At 65.0% G+C, this 24,169-nt stretch carries 16 protein-coding genes; 4 read left to right on the top strand and 12 right to left on the bottom strand.

Annotation, left to right across the window (positions count from 1 at the left end; genetic code table 11):
• Positions 1–19: 19 nt before the first annotated feature.
• From E4O92_RS09100 to E4O92_RS09085, 4 genes are all read right to left on the bottom strand, one after another.
• Entirely contained in the window at positions 20–541 is a 522-nt protein-coding gene (locus tag E4O92_RS09100; protein WP_135189456.1) for an REP-associated tyrosine transposase, read from the bottom strand.
• A gap of 384 nt (positions 542–925) precedes the next feature.
• Positions 926–2,593: an energy-dependent translational throttle protein EttA gene (gene ettA / locus E4O92_RS09095; protein WP_135189455.1), complete on the bottom strand. Its 1,668-nt coding sequence runs from the start codon at positions 2,591–2,593 to the stop codon at positions 926–928.
• Between the two features lie 130 nt (positions 2,594–2,723).
• Positions 2,724–3,617: an EamA family transporter RarD gene (gene rarD, locus E4O92_RS09090; protein ID WP_135189454.1), complete on the bottom strand. Its 894-nt coding sequence runs from the start codon at positions 3,615–3,617 to the stop codon at positions 2,724–2,726.
• An 81-nt stretch (positions 3,618–3,698) separates the two neighbouring features.
• Positions 3,699–5,267, bottom strand: coding sequence for an SMP-30/gluconolactonase/LRE family protein (locus E4O92_RS09085; RefSeq protein ID WP_135189453.1), 1,569 nt, complete (start codon positions 5,265–5,267; stop codon positions 3,699–3,701).
• 86 nt (positions 5,268–5,353) lie between these two features.
• On the opposite strand from E4O92_RS09085, the gene E4O92_RS09080 reads away from it, so the two are divergent.
• From E4O92_RS09080 to E4O92_RS09070, 3 genes are all read left to right on the top strand, one after another.
• Positions 5,354–7,822, top strand: coding sequence for an HzsA-related protein (locus E4O92_RS09080; protein WP_135189452.1), 2,469 nt, complete (start codon positions 5,354–5,356; stop codon positions 7,820–7,822).
• A gap of 74 nt (positions 7,823–7,896) precedes the next feature.
• Entirely contained in the window at positions 7,897–9,771 is a 1,875-nt protein-coding gene (locus tag E4O92_RS09075; protein WP_135089644.1) for a potassium transporter Kup, read from the top strand.
• A gap of 105 nt (positions 9,772–9,876) precedes the next feature.
• Entirely contained in the window at positions 9,877–10,323 is a 447-nt protein-coding gene (locus E4O92_RS09070) for an FKBP-type peptidyl-prolyl cis-trans isomerase (RefSeq protein ID WP_135189451.1), read from the top strand.
• 72 nt (positions 10,324–10,395) lie between these two features.
• Here the strand turns inward: E4O92_RS09070 and E4O92_RS09065 are convergent, their stop codons facing one another.
• Positions 10,396–10,938: a cytochrome b gene (locus tag E4O92_RS09065; RefSeq protein WP_167759741.1), complete on the bottom strand. Its 543-nt coding sequence runs from the start codon at positions 10,936–10,938 to the stop codon at positions 10,396–10,398.
• A 536-nt stretch (positions 10,939–11,474) separates the two neighbouring features.
• Between E4O92_RS09065 and E4O92_RS09060 the strand changes: the two genes are divergently transcribed.
• On the top strand, positions 11,475–12,758 hold the full coding sequence (locus E4O92_RS09060; RefSeq protein WP_135189468.1) for an MFS family transporter: 1,284 nt from the start codon (positions 11,475–11,477) through the stop codon (positions 12,756–12,758).
• Between the two features lie 232 nt (positions 12,759–12,990).
• Here E4O92_RS09060 and E4O92_RS09055 read toward each other — a convergent pair whose 3' ends face one another.
• The 7 genes from E4O92_RS09055 to E4O92_RS09025 form a co-directional block, all read right to left on the bottom strand.
• Positions 12,991–16,632, bottom strand: a complete 3,642-nt coding sequence (locus E4O92_RS09055) for a TonB-dependent receptor (protein WP_135189449.1) — start codon at positions 16,630–16,632, stop codon at positions 12,991–12,993.
• Positions 16,633–17,618: 986 nt separating this feature from the next.
• Positions 17,619–18,071, bottom strand: coding sequence for a GNAT family N-acetyltransferase (locus tag E4O92_RS09050; protein ID WP_135189448.1), 453 nt, complete (start codon positions 18,069–18,071; stop codon positions 17,619–17,621).
• A 23-nt stretch (positions 18,072–18,094) separates the two neighbouring features.
• Positions 18,095–19,138, bottom strand: a complete 1,044-nt coding sequence (locus E4O92_RS09045) for a histone deacetylase family protein (RefSeq protein ID WP_135189447.1) — start codon at positions 19,136–19,138, stop codon at positions 18,095–18,097.
• Positions 19,139–19,151: 13 nt separating this feature from the next.
• Complete coding sequence (gshA, locus tag E4O92_RS09040; protein ID WP_135189446.1) at positions 19,152–20,747, bottom strand: glutamate--cysteine ligase; 1,596 nt, start codon at positions 20,745–20,747, stop codon at positions 19,152–19,154.
• A gap of 80 nt (positions 20,748–20,827) precedes the next feature.
• Positions 20,828–22,621: a DUF885 domain-containing protein gene (locus E4O92_RS09035; protein ID WP_135189445.1), complete on the bottom strand. Its 1,794-nt coding sequence runs from the start codon at positions 22,619–22,621 to the stop codon at positions 20,828–20,830.
• A 73-nt stretch (positions 22,622–22,694) separates the two neighbouring features.
• The gene (gene prmC / locus E4O92_RS09030) at positions 22,695–23,525 is read right to left on the bottom strand and encodes a peptide chain release factor N(5)-glutamine methyltransferase (RefSeq protein WP_135189444.1); all 831 of its coding nucleotides are present in this window, start codon (positions 23,523–23,525) and stop codon (positions 22,695–22,697) included.
• Positions 23,522–23,992: a disulfide bond formation protein B gene (locus E4O92_RS09025; RefSeq protein WP_135189443.1), complete on the bottom strand. Its 471-nt coding sequence runs from the start codon at positions 23,990–23,992 to the stop codon at positions 23,522–23,524. Before E4O92_RS09025 ends, prmC begins: the two co-directional genes overlap by 4 nt.
• Positions 23,993–24,169 lie beyond the last annotated feature (177 nt).

The raw sequence follows: 24,169 nt of genomic DNA, 5'->3' as shown, positions 1-24,169 counted from the left end.
CCATGTGGCCCCCTTGTTGTTATGGCCGCGGCGGGGCGCTGGGCCGCCACGGCTGGCGCAGGCAAGCTGCGGCAGGCGCGTCGCAGCCTGCCGCGACGAACCGGTGCAGCGAGGACCACGGCCAGTCCACCGCCCGGGTGCACAAGCCATGGCGCACCGGGTCGGTGTGCAGGTAGTCGATCAGGGCGGCATAGGCGCAATCGCTGGTGATGCGAAATTCGCGGTAGTGGCGTTCCCAGATCGCCTTGTCGCCGGAATCCGACACGCCGGCCTTGTGCAAGGCCTTCGAAAACGCGATCTTGACCGCGCGCCAGCGGCTTGAGCAGTCATGATCGCCGGGCGGCAAGGTCCAGATCGCATGCGCGTGATCGGGCAGCACCACCCAGGCATCGATATGGAAGGGTTTGCGGATGCGCGCCTGGCGTAGGGCTTCGCCAAAGGCTGAGATATGGTCGGTTAGCAAGGTACTGCCGCGGTCCAGCAGCCGCACCGTGAAAAAGGACGTCCCGCCGGGGACGCGGTTGTCGCGGTAGTCTGTCATGGGCTCCGTGTGCCGGACGCCGGCTGGGTGCCGGGCGAATGGCGCAAAGGGGAGGCGATCAAGCAGCCTCATCAGCCAGCGATTCTACACACCCAAGGCATGTGGCCACGTTTCATTTCCGCGTGTAAAAACATGGCGCCCAGGAGCCGCGATCGGCGCGCCTCAAGAGTTGCATAGAGGCTTACCGGAGGCGTGCGCACCTGTGCGCACGCGGTACGTTTGAATGCCGTTGGCTCCAATATGCACACGTGCAGTGCGCACGCTGTACGGTTGGATGTCGTTGGCGCCCGTATGCACACGTACCGCGTGCGCACGGGTGCGCACCCTACGAAACCCACAAAAAAAACGCGGCCATCGGCCGCGCTTTTGCTCCTACTGCCCGGCTTAGCCGTGCAGCGGCTTGTAGCGGATGCGCTTCGGCTTGGCGCCTTCCTCGCCGAGACGCGCCTTCTTGTCGGCTTCGTATTCCTGGTAGTTGCCGTTGAAGAAGGTCACCTGCGAGTTGCCTTCGAACGCGAGGATGTGGGTGGCGATCCGGTCCAGGAACCAGCGGTCGTGCGAGATCACCATCACGCTGCCGGCAAATTCGAGCAGCGCATCTTCCAGCGCGCGCAGGGTTTCCACGTCCAGGTCGTTCGACGGTTCGTCCAGCAGCAGCACGTTGCCGCCCTTGAGCAGGGTCTTGGCCAGGTGCAGGCGGCCGCGTTCGCCGCCCGACAGGTTGCCCACCAGCTTTTGCTGGTCCGCGCCCTTGAAGTTGAAGCGGCCCAGGTAGGCGCGCGACGGCATGTCGAAACGGCCCACGGTCAGGGAATCGGCGCCGCCGGTCACGTCCTCGAACACGGTCTTGTTGGCCGACAGGTCGTCGCGCGACTGGTCGACCAGCGAGACCTTCGCGGTCTGGCCGATCGCCACTTCGCCGCTGTCCGGCTGCTCGATGCCGGCGATCATCTTGAACAGGGTCGACTTGCCGGCGCCGTTCGGGCCGATGATGCCGACGATCGCGCCCGGCGGCACGGTGAACGACAGGTTGTCGATCAGCAGGCGGTCGCCGAAGGCCTTCGATACGTTCTTGAACTCGATCACGTCATTGCCGAGGCGCTCGGCGACCGGGATGAAGATCTCCTGCGTCTCGTTGCGCTTCTGGTATTCGTACTCGGACAGTTCGTTGAAACGCGCGAGCCTGGCCTTGGACTTGGCCTGGCGTGCCTTCGGGTTCTGGCGCGCCCACTCGAGCTCTTTGGCCAGCGCCTTCTGGCGCGCCGACTCGTGCGCTTCTTCCTGCTTGAGGCGGTTTTCCTTCTGCTCCAGCCACGAGCTGTAGTTGCCCTTCCACGGGATGCCGTGGCCGCGGTCCAGCTCCAGGATCCACTCGGCGGCGTTGTCTAGGAAGTAGCGGTCGTGCGTGATGCCGACCACGGTGCCGGGAAAGCGCGTCAGGAACTGTTCCAGCCACTCGACCGATTCGGCGTCCAGGTGGTTGGTCGGCTCGTCCAGCAGCAGCATGTCCGGTTTGGACAGCAGCAGCTTGCACAGCGCCACGCGGCGCTTCTCGCCGCCGGACAGCACGCCGACCTTCGCATCCCACGGCGGCAGGCGCAGCGCGTCGGCGGCCATCTCCAGCTGCAGGTTCAGGTTGCCGCCGTCAGCGGCGGCGATGATCGATTCCAGCCGCTCCTGCTCCTTGGCCAGCGCATCGAAGTCGGCATCCGGCTCGGCGTAGGCGGCGTACACCGCTTCCAGCTTGGCTTGCGCCTCGAACGCTTCGCCCAGGCCCGATTCGACTTCCTGGCGCACGGTTTTTTCCGGATCGAGCTGCGGTTCCTGCGGCAGGTAGCCGATGTTCAGGCCGGGCATCGGGCGCGCTTCGCCCTGGATGTCGGTGTCGATGCCTGCCATGATCTTGAGCAGGGTCGACTTGCCCGAGCCGTTCAGGCCCAGCACGCCGATCTTCGCACCGGGGAAGAACGACAGCGAGATATCCTTCAGGATCTGGCGTTTCGGCGGGACGATCTTGCCCACGCGGTTCATGGTGTAGACGTAATTGGCCATACTTGCTAACTCGTTTGAAATAAGGTCAACAGGATACTGGAAACCGCGACGGACGGGGGCGCCGCACCGCGTTTTCCTGAAAAATCGCAGCAGGATAGGGCGTTTTGGCGCCCTGTCCCGCCAGGTGCCGTCAGCTTGCGCTGTCGGCCGTCGCCGGCGCTTGGGCGCGCTGCAGCAGGCCTTCGCCGGCGAACAGCGCCAGCGCGGCCCAGATCAGCGCGAAGCCGACCAGCCGCTCGGCCGTGAACGCTTCATGGAACAGCCACACGCCGAGCAGGAATTGCATGGTCGGCGACAGGTATTGCAGCAGCCCCAGCACCGACAGCGGGATCCGGCGCGCCCCGGCCGCGAACAGCAGCAGCGGGACCGCCGTGATCGGGCCGGCCGCGACCAGCAGCAGGCGCGTCATGTTCGACGGGGTGTTGAGGAAGGCGTTTTCGCCGTGCAGCGTGAGCCAGCCGACATAGATGGCCGCAATCGGGAACAGCACCATGGTCTCGAACGACAGGCCCTCGAGCGCGCCGAGCGCGGCGGTCTTGCGCAGCAGGGCGTAGCCGCCGAAGGTGGCAGCCAGCGTCAGGGCGATCCACGGCACCGTCCCGGCTTGCCAGGTCAGCCATGCCACGCCCAGCGCCGCCACGCCGATGGCGAACCACTGCACCGGGCGCAGGCGTTCCTTGAGCAGCACGTAGCCGAACATGATGTTGACCAGCGGATTGATGAAGTAGCCCAGCGAGGACTCGATCACGTGGCCGTTGTTGACCGACCAGATGTAGACCAGCCAGTTGGCGCTGAGCAGGAACGCCGATGCGACGAAGCTGGCCAGCACACGCGGCTTGCGTACCAGGTTCAGCCAGCCCCAGTGTCCCCGCACGGTCAGCACGATCAGCAGGAACAGCAGCGACCACAGCATGCGGTGCGCCAGGATCTGCAGCGGCGGCACTTCGCCGATGGCGTGGAAATACAGGGGAAACAGGCCCCACGCCAGAAAGGCCAGGGCCGAGAAAAGTACGCCGGTACGCATGCGGGGCAGTCGGGAAGATTTGCTGGGCCGTCATTATAGTCGGCCCCCGAGCTTGCCGCTTGTCGCGCCGCTACCTTGCCTCTACTTGCCTACTGCGAACAGCACCGCATTGTTGATGGCGTACACAGTGCCGTCGGGGCCGACCGCGGTCGGCGTATACGACTCGCCCAGCCCGCTCGTCAGCTGCACCCGGTCGGTCAGCGTGTTGGTCGTCAGGTCCCAGCGGTACAGCCAGCCGTCCTCGCTGTTGACCATGATCGATTTGGTGAACGGATCGACCGCCGCCGTGTTGATGCACCATTCGAGCACCCCGCCCGGATAGCGCGGGTCGGGCGTCAGGCCCATCACCGTCATCACTTCCTTCATCACCTGCACGCCAGCCGTGATGAAGTCAGCCTGCGCGTCGTTCGGATCGAGCACCGCGACCTTGTTCCTGGAGTCGCCGCTGCCCGCGCGCGCGTAGTTGTTGTACTTGATGGTGAGCAGGTACTGGGAGCTGCCCTTGTAGCTTGGCACCATCGACGCCGGCACGATCGACGGCGTGTCGTCCCAGCCGAACGAGCCGGGCAGCTTGGTTTGCGACAGGTCCGCGTTAAAGTGCAGCAGCCAGCCGCGCGCATTGTGGGTCGCGTAGGTGCTTTCCAGCACGCCGAAATAGACGTCGCCGTCCGGCCCCACCGTCGGCGAGGCGGTGCCGTCGTCGCTGATGTGCGCGTGTTTCCCGGTGCCCGGGTCGATCACAAGAACGCGGCTCTTGACCGCGAGCGTGGCGGCGTCCAGCGCCAACAGGTAGCCCTCCAGGGTGGGATCGCTGACCGCGATGTACAGCGTCTTCTTGTCAGGGGACAGCGCCGGCGCGCTGTTCATCGCCACATGGTCGATCACCGGGTCGGCGGACATGGCGGTGGCCCCGGCCCAGCTGGCCTTGCCGTCGGCGCCGATACGCGCGATGCCGCTGGCCAGGCCCGCCGGGTTGCCCGGCTTGGCGATGAAGCCGAAATAGATGTTGCCGTCCGAGTCCGCGGTGATCGGCGTGTTGATGTAGATGGACGCATCGAAGGCCGCCTTGTTGCCGTTGTAGGCGTCGTCGCCATAGAACACGATGCTCTTGGTGGGCGAGGTGGCCAGGTCGGCGTTGTCGCGGTAAAACAGCTTGCCGCCGGAGCCGGGCATGTAGAGCCGGTTGCCGGTGGTCAGCGTGACGTTGTAGCTCGGCGTCCAGTTATGGGCAGGCATGGCGTAGTCGCTGTCCACGCTCCACAGCAGCGCGCCGTCGGTGCCGGAGCGCGCCTCGACCCGGTACAGCTCCTGGGCCGCGCGCTTGACCGGCACGATCACCGTGTTGGCCGCCGTGATCACCGGCGAGCCGTAATGCACGAACAGGTAGCCGTGGTCGTTGTATTGGGGGGCAGTGTCGACCGCGGTCTTCCACCGGATCCGCGCCAGCGGCTGGGTCGCGACCTGCGTGATCGCGCTGTGCTGCGCGTCGCCGCCGAAGCCCAGCCAGGCGACGCCAAGGATCGACGGACCGGGTGGGACGGTCGGATCGGTCTTCTCGCTCTTGCCGCCGCACGCGGCTATCGCTACCCCGGCTGCAAGTGCGAGCAGGGTTACCCGATGCGTTCGGGCTGTCATCTCGATCAAGTGCATGGGAACTCTCCGTTGGTATTGTTGTGATGCGCTCTCCTACCCGGTCGAGCTTGCGCCGATCCAGACCAGTATTCAAGGATGCCAAAATGGCTGAGCTAAACATATTTGTCGAAAGCGTTCCCCTTGTCGCCACAATCAAACACGCTGTCAGGAGCATCGGCCTGGCCGCGACAATGCTGCTGTCCGCCTGCAACGGCAGGGACGGCCCCACTAAGGCTGAGCACGCCACGCAGGCGGTACCGCAGGTCGCCGCCTTCACTGCGGCCAGCGAAACCATCGACGCCGGCCAGGAAACGGAGCTGCGCTGGGACGTGCGCCACGCGGACAGCGTCACGATCGCGCCGCAGGTCGGAGAGGTGACCGGCAAGGCAAGCGTCCGGGTGCGGCCAGAAACCACCACCGCCTACGTGCTCACGGCGCGCGGCGCGGCCGGCCGCAGCGCGAGTAGCGCCCTGACCATCAACGTCAACCGGCGCGCCGCACCTGGCGCTCGCTATCCGATCCTGTTCGTGACCCAGGTGCCGGTGATGTCCGACCACGAGGCGCGCCTGTCGGCGTTCGCCAACCACCTGACCGGCATCGACAAGGTGCCGCGCGGGGGCGACCTGATGCTGCGCTATCCGGACGGCATGCTGCGCAACCTGACGCGCGAGGCCGGCTTCGGCTGCGCCGGCGAGCAGGGCGCGCAGGCGATCGCGGTGCGCGAACCGTCGGTCCACTGGAGCGGCGACAAAGCCGTATTCAGCATGCTGGTCGGCGCCGCCACGGACAAGGGCGAGCCGGTGCGCGCGTTCTGGCAGATGTACGAGGTCTCCGGGCTGGCCCGCGGCGAGCGCGCGCGCATCACGCGCGTGGCCGGCCAGCCGCTTGACGCCAACAACCTCTCGCCCCTGTATGCCGCGGACGGGCGCATCCTGTTCACGTCCGATCGCCCGCGCGCCGGCCTGCCGCACCTGTATCCCCAGCTCGACGAATACGAAGCGACGCCCACCACCACCGGCATCTGGAGCCTGGATCGCACCAGCGGCGCGCTGCGCATCCTGAACCACTCGCCCAGCGGCGCGTTCAGCCCCATCATCGACAGCTACGGCCGCATCGTGTTCACGCGCTGGGACCACCTGCAGCAGGACCAGCTGGCCCAGCGCGACCGCGACGCCCAGGGCAACGGTGTGGCGCTGCCATTCGGCTCGTTCAACTATGCCGGCGAGGCGGCCGGCGCCCCGGCCTTGGCCACGCGCGAAGAAGTGTTCCCCGAGTCGCGCTCCGGCAGCAGCGGCCCTTACGGCCGGGTGAACGCGTACGCCATGAATTTCTTTAACGCCTGGCAGATGAACCAGGACGGCAGCGGCGAAGAAACGCTCAACCACGTGGGCCAGCACGAGCTGGCGTTCGGGTTCCTGATGCCCAGCTTTGCCGGCGATCCGGCGCTGTCCAACCGCACGGTCGACGCGTGGCACGCGAACCGGCTGGCGCTGCGGCGCGAAAGCGGCCTGTTCCAGCTGCGCGAAGACCCGCTGCAGGGCGGGCGCTACTTCGGCACCTATGCGCGCGACCAGGAAACCTTCGCCAGCGGCCAGCTGGTGGTGCTGTCCGGCTCGCCCGACCTGAACGGCGAACAGATGACGCTGCAGGCGGTGACCGCAGGGGATGCCGGCGATGCCTTCGCGGGCGGGCGCTTTCGCAATCCGCTGCCGTTGTCGGACGGCACGCTGGTGGCCAGCCACAGCACGCTCACCCATTTTCCGGAGCCAGGCAAGCCGCTGCCGGACCTGCGGCTGGTGCGGCTGGAGTTCGACCGCGCGAGCGGGCTATATCGCGCCGGGCCGCGCCTGACCGCCGGCATCAAGAAGTCGCTCAGCTGGTGGACCCCTTCCGGCAAGGTATCCTGGTCGGGCGAGCTGTGGGAGCTCGAAGCGGTCGAGGTACGGCCACGCACCCCTGGCGAGCGCGCCCAGGCCGCTCTGGAGCCGCCCGAGCGCGCCGTGCTGCTGGAAGAGCAGGTCAGCGAGGACGAGCTGCGCGCCTGGCTGCAGCGGCACGATCTGGCCCTGATCGTAACGCGCGACCAAACCAGCCGCGATCGGGCAGACTTGCAGCAGCCGTTCAATTTGCGCGTACCGGGCGGCAAACAGACGCGGTCGGTGCGCGACCCCGGCGCGCGCACCTACGACATCGCCCACTTCCAGTTGCTGGTGGGCGAGCAGGTGCGCGCCTACCCGGGCCGGGCTGGCCGCCGTGTGCTGGCGCAGCCGCTGCGCGGGCAGGCCAATCCGGCGCCGGCCGGGGCCGCACAGGGCAGCGTGACGATCGCGCCCGACGGTTCGACTGCCGCCTTCGTCCCGGCGCGGCGCGCCCTGACCTGGCAGACGCTCGATCCGCGCGGCACGCCTGTGGTGCGCGAGCGCAACTGGATCACGTTTCAGGCCGGCGAGATGCGCGTGTGCGCGTCCTGCCACGGCGTCAATGCCCGCAACCAGGCCGGACTGCCGGGGCCGCAGAACAAGCCGCAGGCTTTGCGCGCGCTCCTGGCATGGTGGAAGACGCTGCCCAAATAGGAGGCAACCCTTGCAATTTGGCTCATCGTGAATTATTGTGCAATGCACCAAAACAATAAGCGTCTGGTGAAACTTTGGCCTCGGAACTCAAGAAATCCAGCGTTGCGGGACTGACCCTGACTGCCGTAGGCGTCGTCTACGGCGACATCGGCACCAGCCCGCTGTATACCCTCAAGACTATCTTCGACCCCACCCACGGGCTGGCGCTCACCGCGGCCAACCTGCTGGGCATCATTTCGCTGATCTTCTGGGGCCTGACGCTGATCGTCTCGCTCAAGTACGTCACCCTGGTCCTGCGCGCCGACAACCGCGGCGAGGGCGGCATCATGGCCCTGATGGCGCTGGCCACCAGCGCGGCCCGCAAGTCGCACTGGCAGTACCCGCTGATGCTGCTCGGCGTGGTGGGCGCGACCATGTTCTACGGCGACAGCGTGATCACGCCGGCGATCACCGTGCTCGGCGCGATCGAGGGCCTGGAGGTCGCCACCCCCGCCTTCACCCGCTACGTGGTGCCGCTGGCGATCGTGGTGCTGACCGCGCTGTATTCCGTGCAGCGCCACGGCACGGCGGGGATCGGACGCTGGTTCGGGCCGGTGATGGTGATCTGGTTCGGCGCGCTGGCGGCCATGGGCGTGATTAACATCATCGAGGCCCCCGGGATCCTGGCCGCGCTCAACCCCGCGCATGCGTTCCAGTTCCTGCTGCACAACCGCTTCATCGCCTTCGTCGCGCTGGGCGCCGTGGTGCTGTCGCTGACCGGCGCCGAAGCGCTGTACGCCGACATGGGGCACTTCGGCAAGCGCCCGATCCGCATTGCCTGGTTCATGGTCGTGTTCCCGGCGCTGGTGCTCAATTACATGGGACAGGGCGCGCTGCTGCTGCAGCATCCGCAAGCGATCTCCAATCCGTTCTTCCAGCAGCTTGGCCCCTGGAGCGTCTACCCGCTGGTGATCCTGTCCACGATCGCCTCGGTGATCGCCTCGCAGTCCACGATCACCGGCACGTTCTCGATGACCAAGCAGGCCATCGCGCTGGGCCTGTTGCCACGCATGCGTGTGCTGCACACCTCGATCAGCGAGATCGGCCAGATCTACCTCCCGGTGGTGAACTGGCTGCAGCTGTGCGTCGTGCTGCTGGCGGTGGTCGGCTTCGGCTCGTCCGACCGCCTGGCCGGCGCCTACGGCATCGCCGTGACCGGAACCATGCTCTCGACCACGATCCTGACCTTCTTCGTGATCCGTTACCGCTGGAACCTGCCGCTGCCGCTGTCGGTGGCCTCGACCACCTTCTTTATCACCATCGACATCGCGCTGTTCTCGGCCAGCACCCTCAAGCTGTTCCATGGCGGCTGGTTCCCGCTGCTGCTGGCCAGCATCCTGTTCACCGTGATGCTGACCTGGCGCAGCGGCCGCGCGCTGGTGTTCGAGAACCTGCAGGAGCATGCGATCCCGCTCGACGACTTCCTGCGTTCGCTGTTCGTGTCGCCGCCCGCCCGGGTGCCCGGCACCGCCGTGTTCCTGCGCGGCGAATCCGACGGCGTGCCGCACGCGCTGCTGCACAACCTCTCGCACAACAAGGTGCTGCACGAGCGGGTCGTGTTCCTGACCGTGCACATCCGCGAGGAGCCGTTCGTGCCGCCCAGCGAGAAGGCCATCGTGATCCCGCTCGGGCACAATTGCTATCAGATTAACGTCTACTACGGCTTCAAGGACGAGCCGGACATCCCGGCCGTGCTGGCCTTGTGCCGCGACGAGGGGCTGGGCTTCGAGATGATGGAAACCTCATTCTTCATTGCGCGCCAGACCGTGATCTCGGTGCCCGGCAAGGGCATGGCGCCGTGGCGCGAGCACCTGTACATCGCCATGTCGCGCAACGCGCGCGGCGCCGCCGATTACTACCGGATTCCGCCCAACCGGGTGATCGAGCTGGGCACCCAGGTTGAGATCTGATACAACCCATTACAAAGTTTAAACAGCTTTTAAGCTTTCTCTGCGGTAAGGTTTGTAGCTTTCGTTGTTATACTTCTGCCACCTTACTGCAAAGAAAGACACGCCATGAAATTGAAGTATCCCTTGATCGCCGCCTTCGTCGCCATGCTGAGCCTGACCGCCTGCGGTGGTGGTGGTGGCAACGACAGCAACGCGAACATGCCCGTCAGCACTGGCGACCCGGCACAACTTACCAAGACCGATATCGTGGTCGGCACCGGTACCGAAGCCACCACCGGCAAGACCGCGACTGTGACTTACACCGGCTGGCTGTACGACACCTCGAAGTCCGACCACAAGGGCGTACAGTTCGAAACCGGCGGCTTTTTCTTCAAGGTCGGCGTGGGCGAAGTGATCCCGGGCTTCGACCAGGGCGTAACCGGCATGAAAGTGGGCGGCAAGCGTAAGGTGGAGATTCCGTCCAGCCTGGCCTACAAAAACACCGGCAACTGGCCGAAGATTCCGCCGAACGCCGGCCTGGTATTCGAGATCGAGCTGACCAAGGTCGAGTAAACCGCATCACCCAAAAAAAACCCGCCTCGTGGCGGGTTTTTTTACGTCTTGTAGCCTTGTTGGCCCGCGCGGCTAACCACGCCCCGCCATCCGCGCCAGGATGTTGTCGCGGTCGATGAACTGGTGTTTGACCACGCCCAGGAGGTGCAGCACGATCAGCACGATCAGCGCATAGGCGGTGAAGCCGTGGATTTGCTCCAGCGGGACGTGCCAGGAACGGAACGCGCCGAACGGGCTCGGAATGCTGACCAGGCTGAACACCGTCAGCGGCCGGCCGGCGCTCCAGATGGAGAGCGGGCCGGTCACCGCCATTACCGCGATCGCCGCCAGCATCAGCACGTGCACGACTTTTGAAAACAGGTGCAGCGCCGGCGCCTGCGGCAGCGCCCGTGGCGAGGTCGCGCGCAGGCGCCACACCACGCGCCACAGCAGGAACAGCGCCCCCACGGTACCGATCGCAACATGCAGGCCGCGCCAGAACTTGCGCGCGTCGCCGCGCGGCAGCTCCCCGAAATACAGGCCAATTCCCAGCAGTGCCAGCACCAGCAAGGCGCCCAGCCAGTGGTTGAAACGGGACACGCTGCCGTAGCGGGTGGAGGTATCGTTGGTCGCCATGATCGCCTTGCTTGAGAATGAGGTTGACGGATTATGGCATGGCGTCACTATCCTTACGTGACGAAATGTTTCGGTTCTCGGCATACCTCGCGGTATCAACTGGCCAGGCTTGTTCACACAGAGATGTTGAACGATGTGGACTGCCGTTCAGCAATCGCCCATAATTTCCGACTCAGGATTCCGGCTGCCCCTTCGCATTTCGTATCACATGGCGCCGGGGAGGTTCATCGTGATTGACAAGTTTTCCAGGTCGCCGACCACACGCGTCGCCGTGCATCCCCGCGCGGCCGCCGGCGGCCTCGGCCAGGCGCCATGCGCCCGCAACTGCGCCGGCGCGTGCTCGCGCGCCAGATTCCCCTTCAACCTACGACAATCGGATGGCGATTCAATAACCTGACCCGTGGTGCCGGGCGCTGTGCGCCGCGCACCGCAGGTGCGGCGGCGGGCAGCATGCACCGATTCTCAAGCGGTCCCAGGTCCTGGGCCGCGGTTTTTCTACCGGATTTTCGGAGACACGAATGGCAAGGCAAGACAGCATGACCCCGCAGCAGCTCCAGCAGCTCACGTCGACACAAAGGATTCTCGCAATCGTCGGCGCCTCGTCGGGTAACCTGGTCGAATGGTTCGACTTCTACATCTACGCGTTTTCCGCACTATATTTCTCGGCGGCGTTCTTCCCCAAGGATAACCCGACGGTCCAGCTGCTCCAAACCGCCGGCATCTTCGCCGCCGGCTTCCTGATGCGCCCGGTCGGCGGCTGGCTGTTCGGCCGCATCGCAGACCGCTGGGGACGCCGCAATTCGATGATGATCTCGGTGCTGATGATGTGCTTCGGCTCGCTGATGATCGCCGTGATGCCGACCCACGCGCAGATCGGCACGCTGGCGCCGGCGCTGCTGCTGCTGGCGCGCCTGTTCCAGGGCCTGTCGGTCGGCGGCGAATACGGCACCAGCGCCACCTACATGAGCGAGGTGGCCGAGCCGGGCCGTCGCGGCTTTTTCGCGTCGTTCCAGTACGTGACCCTGATCGGCGGCCAGCTGGCGGCGGTGCTGGTGATGGTCGTCCTGCAGGCGCTGCTGTCGGAAGCCGAGCTCAAGGCCTGGGGCTGGCGCATCCCGTTCGTGATCGGCGCCGCCTCCGCGCTCATTTCGTTGTACCTGCGCCGTTCGCTGGCCGAAACCACCACCGCGTCCGAGCGCCAGAGCGAAGGCGCGGGCCGCATGTCGACCCTGCTCAAGCATAAGCGCGCCTTCGTCACGGTGCTCGGCTTTACCGCCGGCGGCTCGCTGATCTTCTACGCGTTCACCACCTACATGCAGAAGTACCTGGTCAACACCGCGGGCATGAGCAAGCCGACCGCGAGCGCGGTCATGACCGTCGCGCTGCTGGTCTACATGGCCATGCAGCCGCTGTTCGGCGCGCTGTCCGACCGCATCGGCCGCCGTACCTCGATGCTGTGGTTCGGTGGCCTGGCCACGATCTGCACGGCGCCGATCATGTTCGCGCTAGCCGGGGTCAAGAGCCCGGTGCTGGCCGGCCTGTTGATCATCGCGGCGCTGGCGATCGTCAGCCTGTACACGTCGATCAGCGGCCTGATCAAGGCCGAGATGTTCCCGGTCGAGGTGCGCGCGCTGGGCGTCGGCCTGTCGTACGCGGTCGCCAACGCGATCTTCGGCGGCTCGGCCGAGTACGTGGCGCTGTGGTTCAAGCAGGCCGGCGTGGAGCAGAACTTCTACTGGTACGTGAGCGGGATGTGCGCGCTGGCCTTCGTGGTCGCGTGGAAGATGCCCGATCCGGGCAAGTCGGGACTGCTGAAATAACGCGGTAAATGGATGCAGTCGGGTCATGAGCATTGCCAATTCTCGTGGCGCGGCTCCTCCCACTCCATTGGGCGATGGTCCAATAGAACGGACCCGTGCATCGTCCGTTCTAAGTAGATCGTGCTCTCAACGGAGAAGCGACTGGCAAGTCGGGTTCTCATATAAATCGTTTTCACCATAAAAAGAACGACCTGTCGCCAGGTCGTTCTTGATGGGATTCCCGCGCTATTGCTTAGTTGCGGTAGTTCACGCCGACCATCATCTTGCGACCGGCGTAGCTGTAGTCCAGGATGCTCGGGGTGCCGTCCGCGAACGGCACGTAGGAACCCTGGCTGTTGCTGGTGGTTGCATTGCCCAGGTTGCGGCCCTCGGCGAACACTTCAAAGTTGCGCGAGATCTTGTACGAGATCTTGGCATCGATGTAGCGGGTCGCATCCTTGAAGTTCGGCGAACCCGGGTTATATGCCGGCGGACGGGCGTTGCCGCTGGCGTTCGGGTAGTTGTTGATGTAATTGCTGCTCGAACCGGCGATATTGTTGAAGTAGCTGGCCACGCCCTGCACCGCGACGCGGGCCTGGAAGCGGCCGTCGTCGTACCAGACTGCCCAGTTGTACTGGAACTTCGATTCGCGCAGCGGCGGCATCGGGGTGCCGGACAGCAGGTCCACGATGTTCTGGGTCGAGGTTACCGAGCCCAGCTTCGTGTAGTTGCCGTCGAAGCCGAGGTACTTCAGGCGCCACGGCAGGAAGGTGAACGCGGTCTTGGTCCCGAACTCATAGCCGGTGCGGGTGGTCGGAACGCCATTCTCGTAGGTCGGGAAGGAGAACGGCAGGTCGGTCAGCACCTTGCCGGTGGTCGGGTCGACCAGCGCCAGGCCCAGCGTGCCATTGACGGTCTGCACCAGCGATGCGCCGACGATTCCTTGCTGCTTGAAGTAAGACAGCGAGAACATCGTATCCTTGTTCGGATAGTATTCCGTGCTCCAGTTCTGGTTCAGGTTCTTCTGGGCTTGCAGGGCCGGGTTGCCGACCGTCTTGGTGCAAGTCTGGGTTCCAGCCGCATCGACGCGCTCGTCGTAGCGGCACAGGCCCGAAGGCAGCATGCGCGTAACCGGCGGACGGGCGACGTTGCGGGCGCGGTTGTAGCGCACCACGACCTGGTTCGGCACCACCCACATCGCCGCGTTATAGATCGGCAGGAAGTCGTGCGTGGTGGCGTCCACCGCGGTATTGGTCGACACCGTCACGTCGTTGATGCCGGCCGGCGCGTTCGGGTTGGCCGGGTCGAAGGCCGCCGTGCGGGTGATCGACTGGAACGCCATATTGCCGACGCCGTGCACCTTGGTGCGTACATAGCGGTAGCCGATGTTGCCATCGATCTCCCAGCCGAACGGCAGCGAGCGGCTGGTGAACGGGATGTGGTCGATGGTGTAGTCGCCCATCAGGTAGAGCGCCGCGGAGCGTTCGCTCATCCTGGTCACTGGCTGCGCATACGTCTTGCCGTCGGTGCCCAGGCAGGTGTAGATGCAGTTCATGTTGAAGTTCGGGGCGCCGGTCAAGGCGAACAGTTTTTGTACGTCGATGTTCGGCCAGTTGGTCGCCGCGCCGCCGAACTGGCCCTTCGCGCCGCTGAACAGCGAGGTATTGGTCATGTTGCCCGAGAGCGACTGAGCGATCATGTCCTGGAGCTGCGCCGGCGTTACGGTGACCGTGCCCGACTGCTGGCTGTCGTAACGGTTGCTCGGCACATAGCCATACTGGCACTTGTTGCCGCCCGCGCCCAGCGACCCGGCGGTGTCCTGGCAACCTACCAGGGTGCTGCGGACAAGGGCGGTGTTCACGTAGACGTTCGGGCTCGTATTTTGCTGATAGCCGCCGCCGCCCCAGGAATCGTATCTGGTGTCGCGGAAGTTGATGCCCGACTTGAGGCGGGTCAGGAACGGAAACTCCTTGGGCAATGCAAGCCTAAAGTCTGCCTTGGCGGTGCGTTCCTCCGTGTTGGTCACTTTCGGATCGTATGTCAACTGCGGCTGCGAGTTGGTCAGCAGCGGCTGCTGGGCCTGGCTGTAGGCCGGCACGGCATTGATGAAGGTACCGCCGGCAGAGACGGCGCTCGACTTGTCCGGCTGCGCGAGCGTCACGTAGTTGGCCGCGTTGTACAGGTTGAAGTTCGTGCCCTGCGGGAAGGTGTAGGACCACAAGCCGTTCGGCTGCACGCTCAACGTCGCCGAACCGTAGTTGGCGCTGAACGAAGTGCGGAAGCTTTCGGACGAATAGCGCGAGCGGGCATCGCCGACCAGGAACTCGGCCAACAGCGGACCGTGGCGCCAGGTGCCGCCGGTCTGGAAATAGTTGGTGACGGTCGAGTCGTGCATGTAGATCTGGTCGACGCCGGCGCTGCCGTCGGTGAAGGTGAAGCTGGTGACGTGGTGGCTGGAGTCGACCTTGACGCTCGCCGGGTCCACGTTGGCGACCGTGCCCTGCGTCGGCACTCCGCTCACGTAGCTGGGGTTGCCCGGGTACAGGTAGTAGCCGGTAGCGCCTGGAGCGACGGTGCGCACGCCGTTCGTATCGACGTAGGTCTTGGACACATTGGTGTTCAGGCCGCCCAGGTTCAGGTACGACGTGTTTTTCTCGGTGGCGCGCTTCGAGTAGCTGCCCTTGGCGTACACCGTCAGCTCATTGTTCACCTTGAAGTCGGCGCGCAGGTCGAGGTCCTGGCGTTTGTCGTTTTCGCGGGTGATCCGGTTGCGAATCAGCGACGGGGTGTAGTCGTTCCACTGGTTCAGGCAGGTGATCAGTTCGTTCTGGCGCGCGTTCACCGCCGTGGTGCGGTTGCTCGAGCTGATGTTCTTCAACGAGGCGTCGCCGGTGGTCAGCTGCGGGAAGGCCGCGTAGCAGTCGGCCTTGGTCTTGGCCGCCGCAGACATGGTCAGGATCTCCAGCGGCGAATGGGTCGAATAGCTGCCGGTGCCCGTAGTGTACGGGAAGATGCCGACTGATCCGACCCCGGTGCCGATCGGCGTGGTCGATGCCGGATCGTCCATGTTCAGCGTGCTCGGATTGAACGTGAAGGTCTTTTCCGGCGAATTGTCGAAATCGATCGCGCGGGCGTAGCCTTGCGCCGAGCTGGTCGCGACCTGCATCTGGTGCTGCTCGTTGGCCAGGGTCGACTTGGATGCATTCAGGATCACGCCGAGGCGGTTATCCAGGAATTTGCGGGACAAGATGACGTTGGTGTCAGGCTGCCACTTCTTGTTCAGGTTGTTATTGGTTCCGGCCACACGCACCGAGACGAACGGCTCCTTGAAGTCCAGGCCCGTGCGGGTCTTGATGACGATCCCACCGCCCAGCGACCCCTCGACCATGTCGGCGGTCGAGCCCTTGACCACGTCCACGCTCTTGATCAGGTCTGCCGACAGCTGGCGGAATTCGGTGGCGCGGCCGCTGCTGCCGGTGTTGTTGGCCGACTGCACCGCCTGGCCGTCGATCTCGACGCGGGTCAGGTCCGGGCTGTTGCCGCGCACGGCGACCGTGACGCCCTCGCCGAAGTCGCCGCGGTCCAGCGCGACGCCGGACATGCGCGAAATTGCCTCGCCGATGTTACGGTCGGGCAGGGAGCCGACGTCTTCTGCGACGATCGAGTCGATCGCTGTGGCGGCGTTTTTCTTGCGCTCGATGCCCGACTGCTGCGAGCGGCGCGTGCTCACCACCACCGTGGTCATCTCGCCCGTTTGCGTGGCAGTTTCCGTCGGTTGCTCCGTCGGCTTTTCCTGGGCCCACGCCACATTACCGGCGACGAGTGCAGCCAATGCGAGTGATACGGCATAACTTATCTGCTTAAGCCGGTACTGTCCGGACGTCGTTTGATGCATAACTTTGTCTCCGTAGGGATTCTTATTTTCAAAACTATTGTTGATTCGTCAACGGCGCACTTGCCGCTGCTTGATAATGGCTCGAACTCAGTCTGTTTCGTTTCCCCCTCCTGATCGATGGTGAGATTGCTGCACAATCACCACGTTTCAAACCGGCAGACACCTGTCAAGGAACAAGCTGCGCAAGCAAGAATTGGACGAAATGCCGCGATGACAGTGCATTCGGAACTCTTGCGCTAACGACCAGACGGCGATTGGACTGGACTTGGGCAGGTGGCCGGCAAGAGCTCGCAATTAGTCCTTGGATTCTAGGATGCTAGATGAGCTTGACAAATCTTAACGGAGTTCCGAGGGGTGCGCCTGTCACATCCGATATCGGTCAATTTCTTGATCGGATACGACGACGCCTGCGGCGTTATACCTCGACAGACCGGCCGAACGCGCTCTAAAAGATCAAGTCAGACGACAACGAAAACGGGTGATTTGGACTGGCACTGGCTTTGCGCAGCGCTCAAATTCGTATCGACCATTTATGCAGAAATTCACAGCCCGACCAACATGGGACGCTCAAAAAAGATCTGAGTTGTGTGGCTACGAAGGGAGAATTCTGTCGGTCGACTATAGCTTTAGGTAAGAGCGCTGTGTCAGTGCAAGAGACGAATTGCCGCTTCACTTAGGCAGTCTCGATAGTTCCTGTCGCGGTCCTCGGGGAAAAGAGGTGCCCCGCATTTTTTACATATGTAAAGAACGCGGCGCAGTACTCAGGGAGCGTCGCATAGCGCGCGGCCCCTTCGCGTGAACGACGGTGGATTTGTACAACTGGCGCGTCAACTGCTCCCGCTGCCGCTCGTCCTGCTCAGCGATGGTAACTCGTTGATCTGCAAGAAGTGAGATGGCGCAGTTGGCGGGGATAGAATGTATGACCCTTGGCTTCGATGACTCAGCATGAATATCCGCCTCTCACGCGAGCAGCGGATTACGAACATTCAGCGCAGCATGTCGATATGCAGGATGCCGTCCTCGTCGTACGGCTCTGAAATGGTGCGGAACCCGAAGCTTTGGTAGAAGTTCTCGAGGTAGGCCTGGGCGCCGATCCGGATTCGGTGGCCCGGGTACAGCTGTTCGACATAGCCGACGCCGCGCGCGACCAGCTCGCGCCCAAGGCCAAGGCCGCGCGCCGCCTGCGTCGTCATCACGCGGCCCAGCGACGCCTCATCATACTTGGCGCCCGGCGCCAGCACGCGCAGGTAGGCCGCCAGTTCGCGCCTGCCGTCGGCCATGCGCCAGCCAAGCAGGTGGTGCGCGTTCGCATCCAGCCCGTCGAGGTCCGGATACAGGCAAGCCTGCTCCAGGATGAATACCTGCTGGCGCTGGGCCAGCACTTCGTAGAGTTCAGCCGGGCCCAGGGCCGCGAAGCTGCTGTACAGCCATTCAATCATTGCAAATTCCGGTCAGTGTTCCATCATGCCGCCGTCTCGAAACCTTCGAGCACGTTGACCACGTTCACGCCCACCTCCGCCACCGCGTAGCCGCCCTCGAATACGAACGCGGTCGGCAGCTTCAGGTGCGCGATGCGCTCGCCGATGCGCAAAAAATCGCCGCCCTGCAGCGCAAAGCGCGAGATCGGATCGCCGGCGAAGGTGTCCACGCCTAGTGAGACCACCAGCGCGTCCGGCGCATACGACGCCAACTTGATACAGGCCGTCTCCAGCGCCGCGAACCACTGCGCCACCGTGGCCCCGGCGGGCAGCGGCAGGTTCATGTTGTAGCCCAGCCCCGCGCCTGCGCCAGTTTCGTCGGCATGCCCCAGGTAGAACGGGTATTCGCTCTTCGGGTCGCCGTGGATCGAGATGAACAGCACGTCATTGCGGCCGTAGAAGATACTCTGCGTGCCGTTGCCGTGGTGGTAGTCGATGTCGAGGATCGCGACCCGCCTGGCGCCATCGTCCAGCAGGTGCTGCGCGGCCAGTGCCGCGTTGTTCAGGAAGCAGTAGCCGCCGAAGAAATCGGCGCCGGCATGGTGGCCGGGCGGGCGGGTCAGGGCAAAGCTGGCGCGCTCGCCCAGGCGCAGCGCGTGCGCGGCGTTGACCGCGCAGTCGGCTCCGGTCTTGGCCGCGATCCAGGTGCCGCTGGTGAATGGGGTGCCGCTGTCCATCGAATACAGGCCCAGGCGCGCGCAGAAGTTGTCCGGTTCGATGTCGTCGCGCAGCGTGCGCACCGGCCAGACAGCGGGGAAGGCGTCCTTCTCGGCATTAGCCGGGTCAAGCGCGATCCACTCGCTCCAGGCGCTGCGCAGGAAGTGCAGGTAGCGCGGACTGTGCACACGTTCGAGCGACATCAGCGGCACGCCATGCGGCCTGACGATGCGCCCAAGGCGGCGTCGCTCCAACTCTTTCAGGACCAGGTCGGCCCGCTCAGGCTTTTCGAAACAGGGAACCAGCTGGCCGCGGAAGATTTCGAAGCGGCCGCGGTGCTCGCTGTGGTGTTCGTTGTAAAAGGTGAGCAAGGCGTCCTCGCGGCTAGGTGTTGCCGCACAGTGTACTGCTGTTGTAGGCCGCGACAAAGTCGTCGAACTCGACGTTGTCGCTTTGCTCGATGACCGTCTGCTCGGCCAGCGAGATGCTCGCCATTTCGTTGAACATTGCCTCTTCGGCCGGCATCAAGGGGCTTTCGCGGAAGTAGGCCGCATGCAGCTCGCTCTGGCGCAGGCCGAACTTTGCGCTCGAGCCGAGCTCGCGCACTTCTTCGAGCACGCGCGCCGACGGCGTCTTGTCGGGGTCCTCGATCTTGGCCTTCTGGATCGCGAGGCTCGCCTCGTGCACCGCGCCTTCGTTGTGCTGGTCGTCCAGCAGCCTGGCCAGCGGGCGGATACATTCGATCAGTTCCAGTGCCCATTCGCGCAGCGGCACTTCCTGTTCGCCACGGGTGAGGGTCAGTCCAGGGCGGCGGCCCTCCTTGACGGTGCGGGCGAAATTGCGGGCGTGGACCTGGCCTTCGAGCGGGCTGATGCTCGGGCTCTCCTCCAGCGCGCAGTACAGCAGGAAGGCGTCCAGGAAGCGGCCGGTCTCCAGGCTGATGCCGATCGGCTCGAACGGGTCGATGTCCAGGCAGCGCACCTCGATGTACTGCACCCCGCGGTTGCACAGCGCCTGCACCGGGCGCTCGCCGGTACGGATCACGCGCTTGGGACGAATCGTCGAGTAGTACTCGTTCTCGATCTGCAGAACATTGGTCGAGAGCTGGATCCACTCGCCGTCCTTCTTGGTGCCGATCGTCGCGTACGGCGCGTACGGGCGGTTCACCGCGTCCATCAGGCTGGTGACGTAGCTCTCCAGGCTGTTCTCGTGCGGGCGCAGGCCCGACTGGGCGTCGTTCTGGTAACCCAGGTCGCTCATGCGCAGGCTGGTAGCAAAGGGCAGGTAGAGCGTGTCGTCGGACAGGGCTTCCAGGTTGTGGGCCCGGCCGCGCAGGAAGCTCTTGGAGAGCGTCGGCGAGGCGCCGAACAGGTACATCAGCAGCCAGCTGTGGCGGCGGAAGTTGCGGATGGTCGCGATGTAGGCTTCGGACTGGAAGTCGCGCAGCGGACGGCGCCGCTCTTCCAGGATGCCCTCGTTCACCTGCAGCAGCTGCCACAGCTTGTCGGGCAGCGAGTAGTTGTAGTGGATGCCCGCGATGCATTGCATGGCCTTGCCGTAGCGCAGCGCCAGGCCGCGCCGGTACACGTGCTTGAGCATGCCGATGTTCGACTTGCCGTACCACGCGATCTCGATCTCGTCGTCAGGCGGCAGCTCGCACGGCATCGATTCGCTCCAGATCATTTCGTCGCCCAGCCGGGAATACGCGAAACGGTGGATCGCGTCGAGCTTGTGCAGCGTCAGCGCGATGTCATGCTCGGCCGGGGTGATGAACTCAAGAAGTGCCTCGGCGTAGTCAGTGGTGATCTGCGGGTGAGTCAGGGCCGAGCCCAGTTGTTCCGGGTGCGGGGTCCGGGCAAGGCGGCCTTGTTTATCGATGCGCAAGGTCTCGCGTTCGATGCCGCGCAGGCCCTGACCGAGCAGGGGGCGGTGGGCGTCGTCGTCCAGTAGGGCCAGGCGGCGGGTCAACAGATTCGACACTGGATGTTTCCTTTCTCATACTGCTTAATTCGCTGTGGAGCAGAGAGTAACCGAAAAATGCCAAGCGCGTCGGCGGGCCCCTATTCCTGCCCAGTATCGTTGCCGGGGCCGGGTGGTGGCTGGGCTGGGGGCAGCGCGTCCTGTGCGGCGATCCAGCGCCCGACCTGTTCCTCCAGCAGCGGCAGCGGCAGCGCGCCGTCGCCCAGCACCGCATCGTGGAACCGCCGCTCGTCGAACCGCGGGCCGAGCGCGGCCTGCGCCTTCTCGCGCAGGGCCTGGATGCGCAGCTGTCCGATCTTGTAGCCGAGCGCCTGGCCGGGGTGGGCGATGTAGCGGTCGACCTCGATCTCGTTATCAGGAGGCGGGTTGGCGGTGTTCGCGTTCAGGTAGTCGATCGCCTGCTGGCGCGACCAGCCCAGCGCGTGGATTCCGGTGTCGACCACCAGGCGCGCGGCTCGCAGCAACTGCTCGTTCTGATGACCGAAGGTGGAGAAGGCGTCCTTGTAAAAGCCGATCTGCGGGCCGAGCGTCTCGGCATAGGTGGCCCAGCCTTCGCCGAAGGCCGGGTACCAGGCGAAGCGGCGAAAGCTCGGCAAACCGGCCAGCTCGTGCGCGCGCGCCACCTGCAGGTGGTGGCCCGGCAGCGCCTCGTGCAGGGTCAGGGACTCGATCATCCATATCGGCTGCGCGGAGAGGCGCCATGTGTTGACCACCAGCGCGGCCGGCGTGTCGGCGGTGGCGGCCTCGTAATAGGCCGCGCCCTGGCGCTGTGCGCCGGTCTCCTGCATCGGCTTGACCACGATCTCCTCTTGCGGAAGGGTGGTGGCCAGCGCCGGCAGCTGGGCGCTGGCGCGTTCGATGGTGCGGCGATAGCGGGCCAGCAGCGTTTCCGGATCCTTGTAGAACAGGCGCGGGTCGCTGCGCGCGAACGCCACGAACTGGGCGAAGTCGCCGCGAAAACCGGTGCGCTTGATGGTGGCCTGCATGGCCTCGCGGATGCGCGCGACCTCCTTGCGCCCGAGCGCGTTGATGTCGGCGGCGCTCATGGTGCTGTCGGTAGCCCGCGCGACCAAAAAGCCGTACCAGGCGGCGCCGCCGGGCAGGGCGCTGGCCGCGATCGAGTCGCGCGCCGCGGGCAGGTAATCGGTGCGGATGAAGTCTTCCAGCTTCTGCAGCGCCGGCGCCGCGCTTTTCTCCAGCGCGCTGCGCCCGGCCGCGAGCAGCTCGTCGCGCACCTCCCTGGGGATCGTGCCCGGGATGCGGCGCAGCGGCGCGCCGACGCTGCCGTCAAGCAGGTGTTCGCGCAAATCGCGCAGCATGGCGGGCACCGGCGCCATCAGGACCTTGGGCGCGGTCCAGCCGGTGCGCATCCCTTCGCGCATCTGTTCGATCAGGCCATCCACATGGCGCGGCAGCGCGTTAAGGCGTGCGATGTAGTTGCGGTAGTCGGTTTCGCTCGCGAACGGCATCTGGGCAACCAGCTGCGGCAGGCCGACCTGGATGCCGTCCTGCGCGGTGACCGGCTGCGGATCGTAGGGGTAGATGGCGGTGCCGGCCAGCCTGCGCTCCTTGTCGTGGACGAACAGGTCGTAGGAGACCAGGTCCTGGCCGTCGAGCTGGCCGCGGTCTATCTGGCGGATCGATTCGAGCATCTGCCTGTCGTGGGCGGCGGCATCGCGGCTGGCGGCAAGCGAGGTGTCGGACAGGGTGGCGTCGTACCGATGGTCGCCCACCGCGGTCGCGTATTCCGGCTGGCGCTGCATGCGCCACTGCCAGTCGCTTTCGAACAGCGCGCGCGCCTGCTCGTCCGTGGTGTCCACGGCCCCTGCCGCCAGCGGGGCAAACAGTACGAGGAGGGCGATCAGTCGGCGCATGCGGATGTCAAGAAAAAAAGCAGCGGATTTTAGCAAAACGTCACGAATGCCAGCGCCGGGCTGGGCGGGCGGATCAGCCTACCCGGACCAGCCTGGCGCCGCTCACGCGCTCGATGCCGGCCAGGTCGCGCCAGCTTTGCACCTCGGCGTAGCCTGCGGCAGCCAGCGACGCTCGTACCTGCGCGGCCTGGTCGTAACCGTGTTCGAGCAGCAGCCAGCCTCCTTCCACCAGGTGGCGTCTGGCGCCATTGATGATGATCGAAAGCGCCGACAAGCCGTCCGCATGATCGGTGAGCGCGCCGATCGGTTCGAACCGCAAGTCGCCCTGCGACAGGTGCTCATCCCCGGCGGCGATGTAGGGTGGGTTGGAGGCGACGATTTCGAACTGTTCGTCCGCCAGGGCGGCGAACCAGTCGCTTTGCAGGAAGCGCACGTTCGCGCCATTGGCCAGCGCATTGGCGCGCGCCACCTCCAGCGCCGCCTCGCTCACGTCGAGCGCGGTCACCTGTGCGTCCGCGCGCGTGTGCGCGACCGACACCGCGATGGCCCCGCTGCCGGTGCCCATGTCGAGCAGCCGTCCCTGCGGCGCCAGGCGCTCGATCGCCAGTTCGACGATCAATTCGGTATCCGGGCGCGGGATCAGCACCGCAGGGCTGACCTTGAAGTTAAGGCCGAAGAATTCGCGCTGGCCGACGATGTAGGCGATCGGTTCGCCTTCGATGCGCCGCTGAACGAGCGCCGCGAGGCGGCCAGCTTCGTCGGATGTGAGCGCTCGCTCCGACTGCGTGATCAGGGCCACGCGCGATAATCCAAGCGCCTCCTGCAGCAGGATGCGGTTTTCCAGCGGGTCCAGCGGCAGCGTGGCCTGCAACGCGCCGATGGTGGCGCCGGGTGCGATGTTCATCGGGTGCGGCGCGCCAGCACCCACACCAGCGACAGCGTAAGGATCGTGAACCACACCGCCGACCACTGCGGGATCGACAGGCCGAGCAGGGTGCCCTGCGCGTTCTCGCACAGGCCGTCGGCGCGGAACACCCATGGCATCATGGTCGCGGTCGGGATTTTGTTGAGGGCGGTTTCCATCGGGTCGATCCCGCACGAAAAGCCGGGATGGGCCAGCACGTACAGGTGCTTGCCCACCACGCCCAGTCCGCCCAGCGCGCCGATCAGGGCCAGGCCGGCCGCGGCCCTGATCTTGCCGCTGGCGGCGCCGACCAGGGCGCACACGCCGACCGCGAGGAACAGGTAGCGCTGGATCACGCACAGCGGGCAGGGCAGCATGTCCTGGACGTGCTGGAGGTAGAGGGCCGCGCCGATCAGTGCGAAGCTGACGGCGGCGATGAGGTACAGCAGATTGCGGGAGTTCGGCATGCGTTGGCTTTCGTGATTATGGTTGAACGGTTGGGCCGGCGAGTATTTTCGACGAGCTAACTTAGCACAGTCTTAGAAGTCGTTTCAAAAGGCGTTGGCACCATAGGCGTGGGAGATATACACGTAGGGTGCGCACCTGTGCGCACGCGGTGCAAAGTGTGCGGAAGTTGCCATTGC

The organism is Massilia horti, from assembly GCF_004614195.1.
Taxonomy (GTDB): domain Bacteria; phylum Pseudomonadota; class Gammaproteobacteria; order Burkholderiales; family Burkholderiaceae_D; genus Telluria; species Telluria horti.
This window is presented reverse-complemented; position numbering and strand designations above follow the sequence as displayed.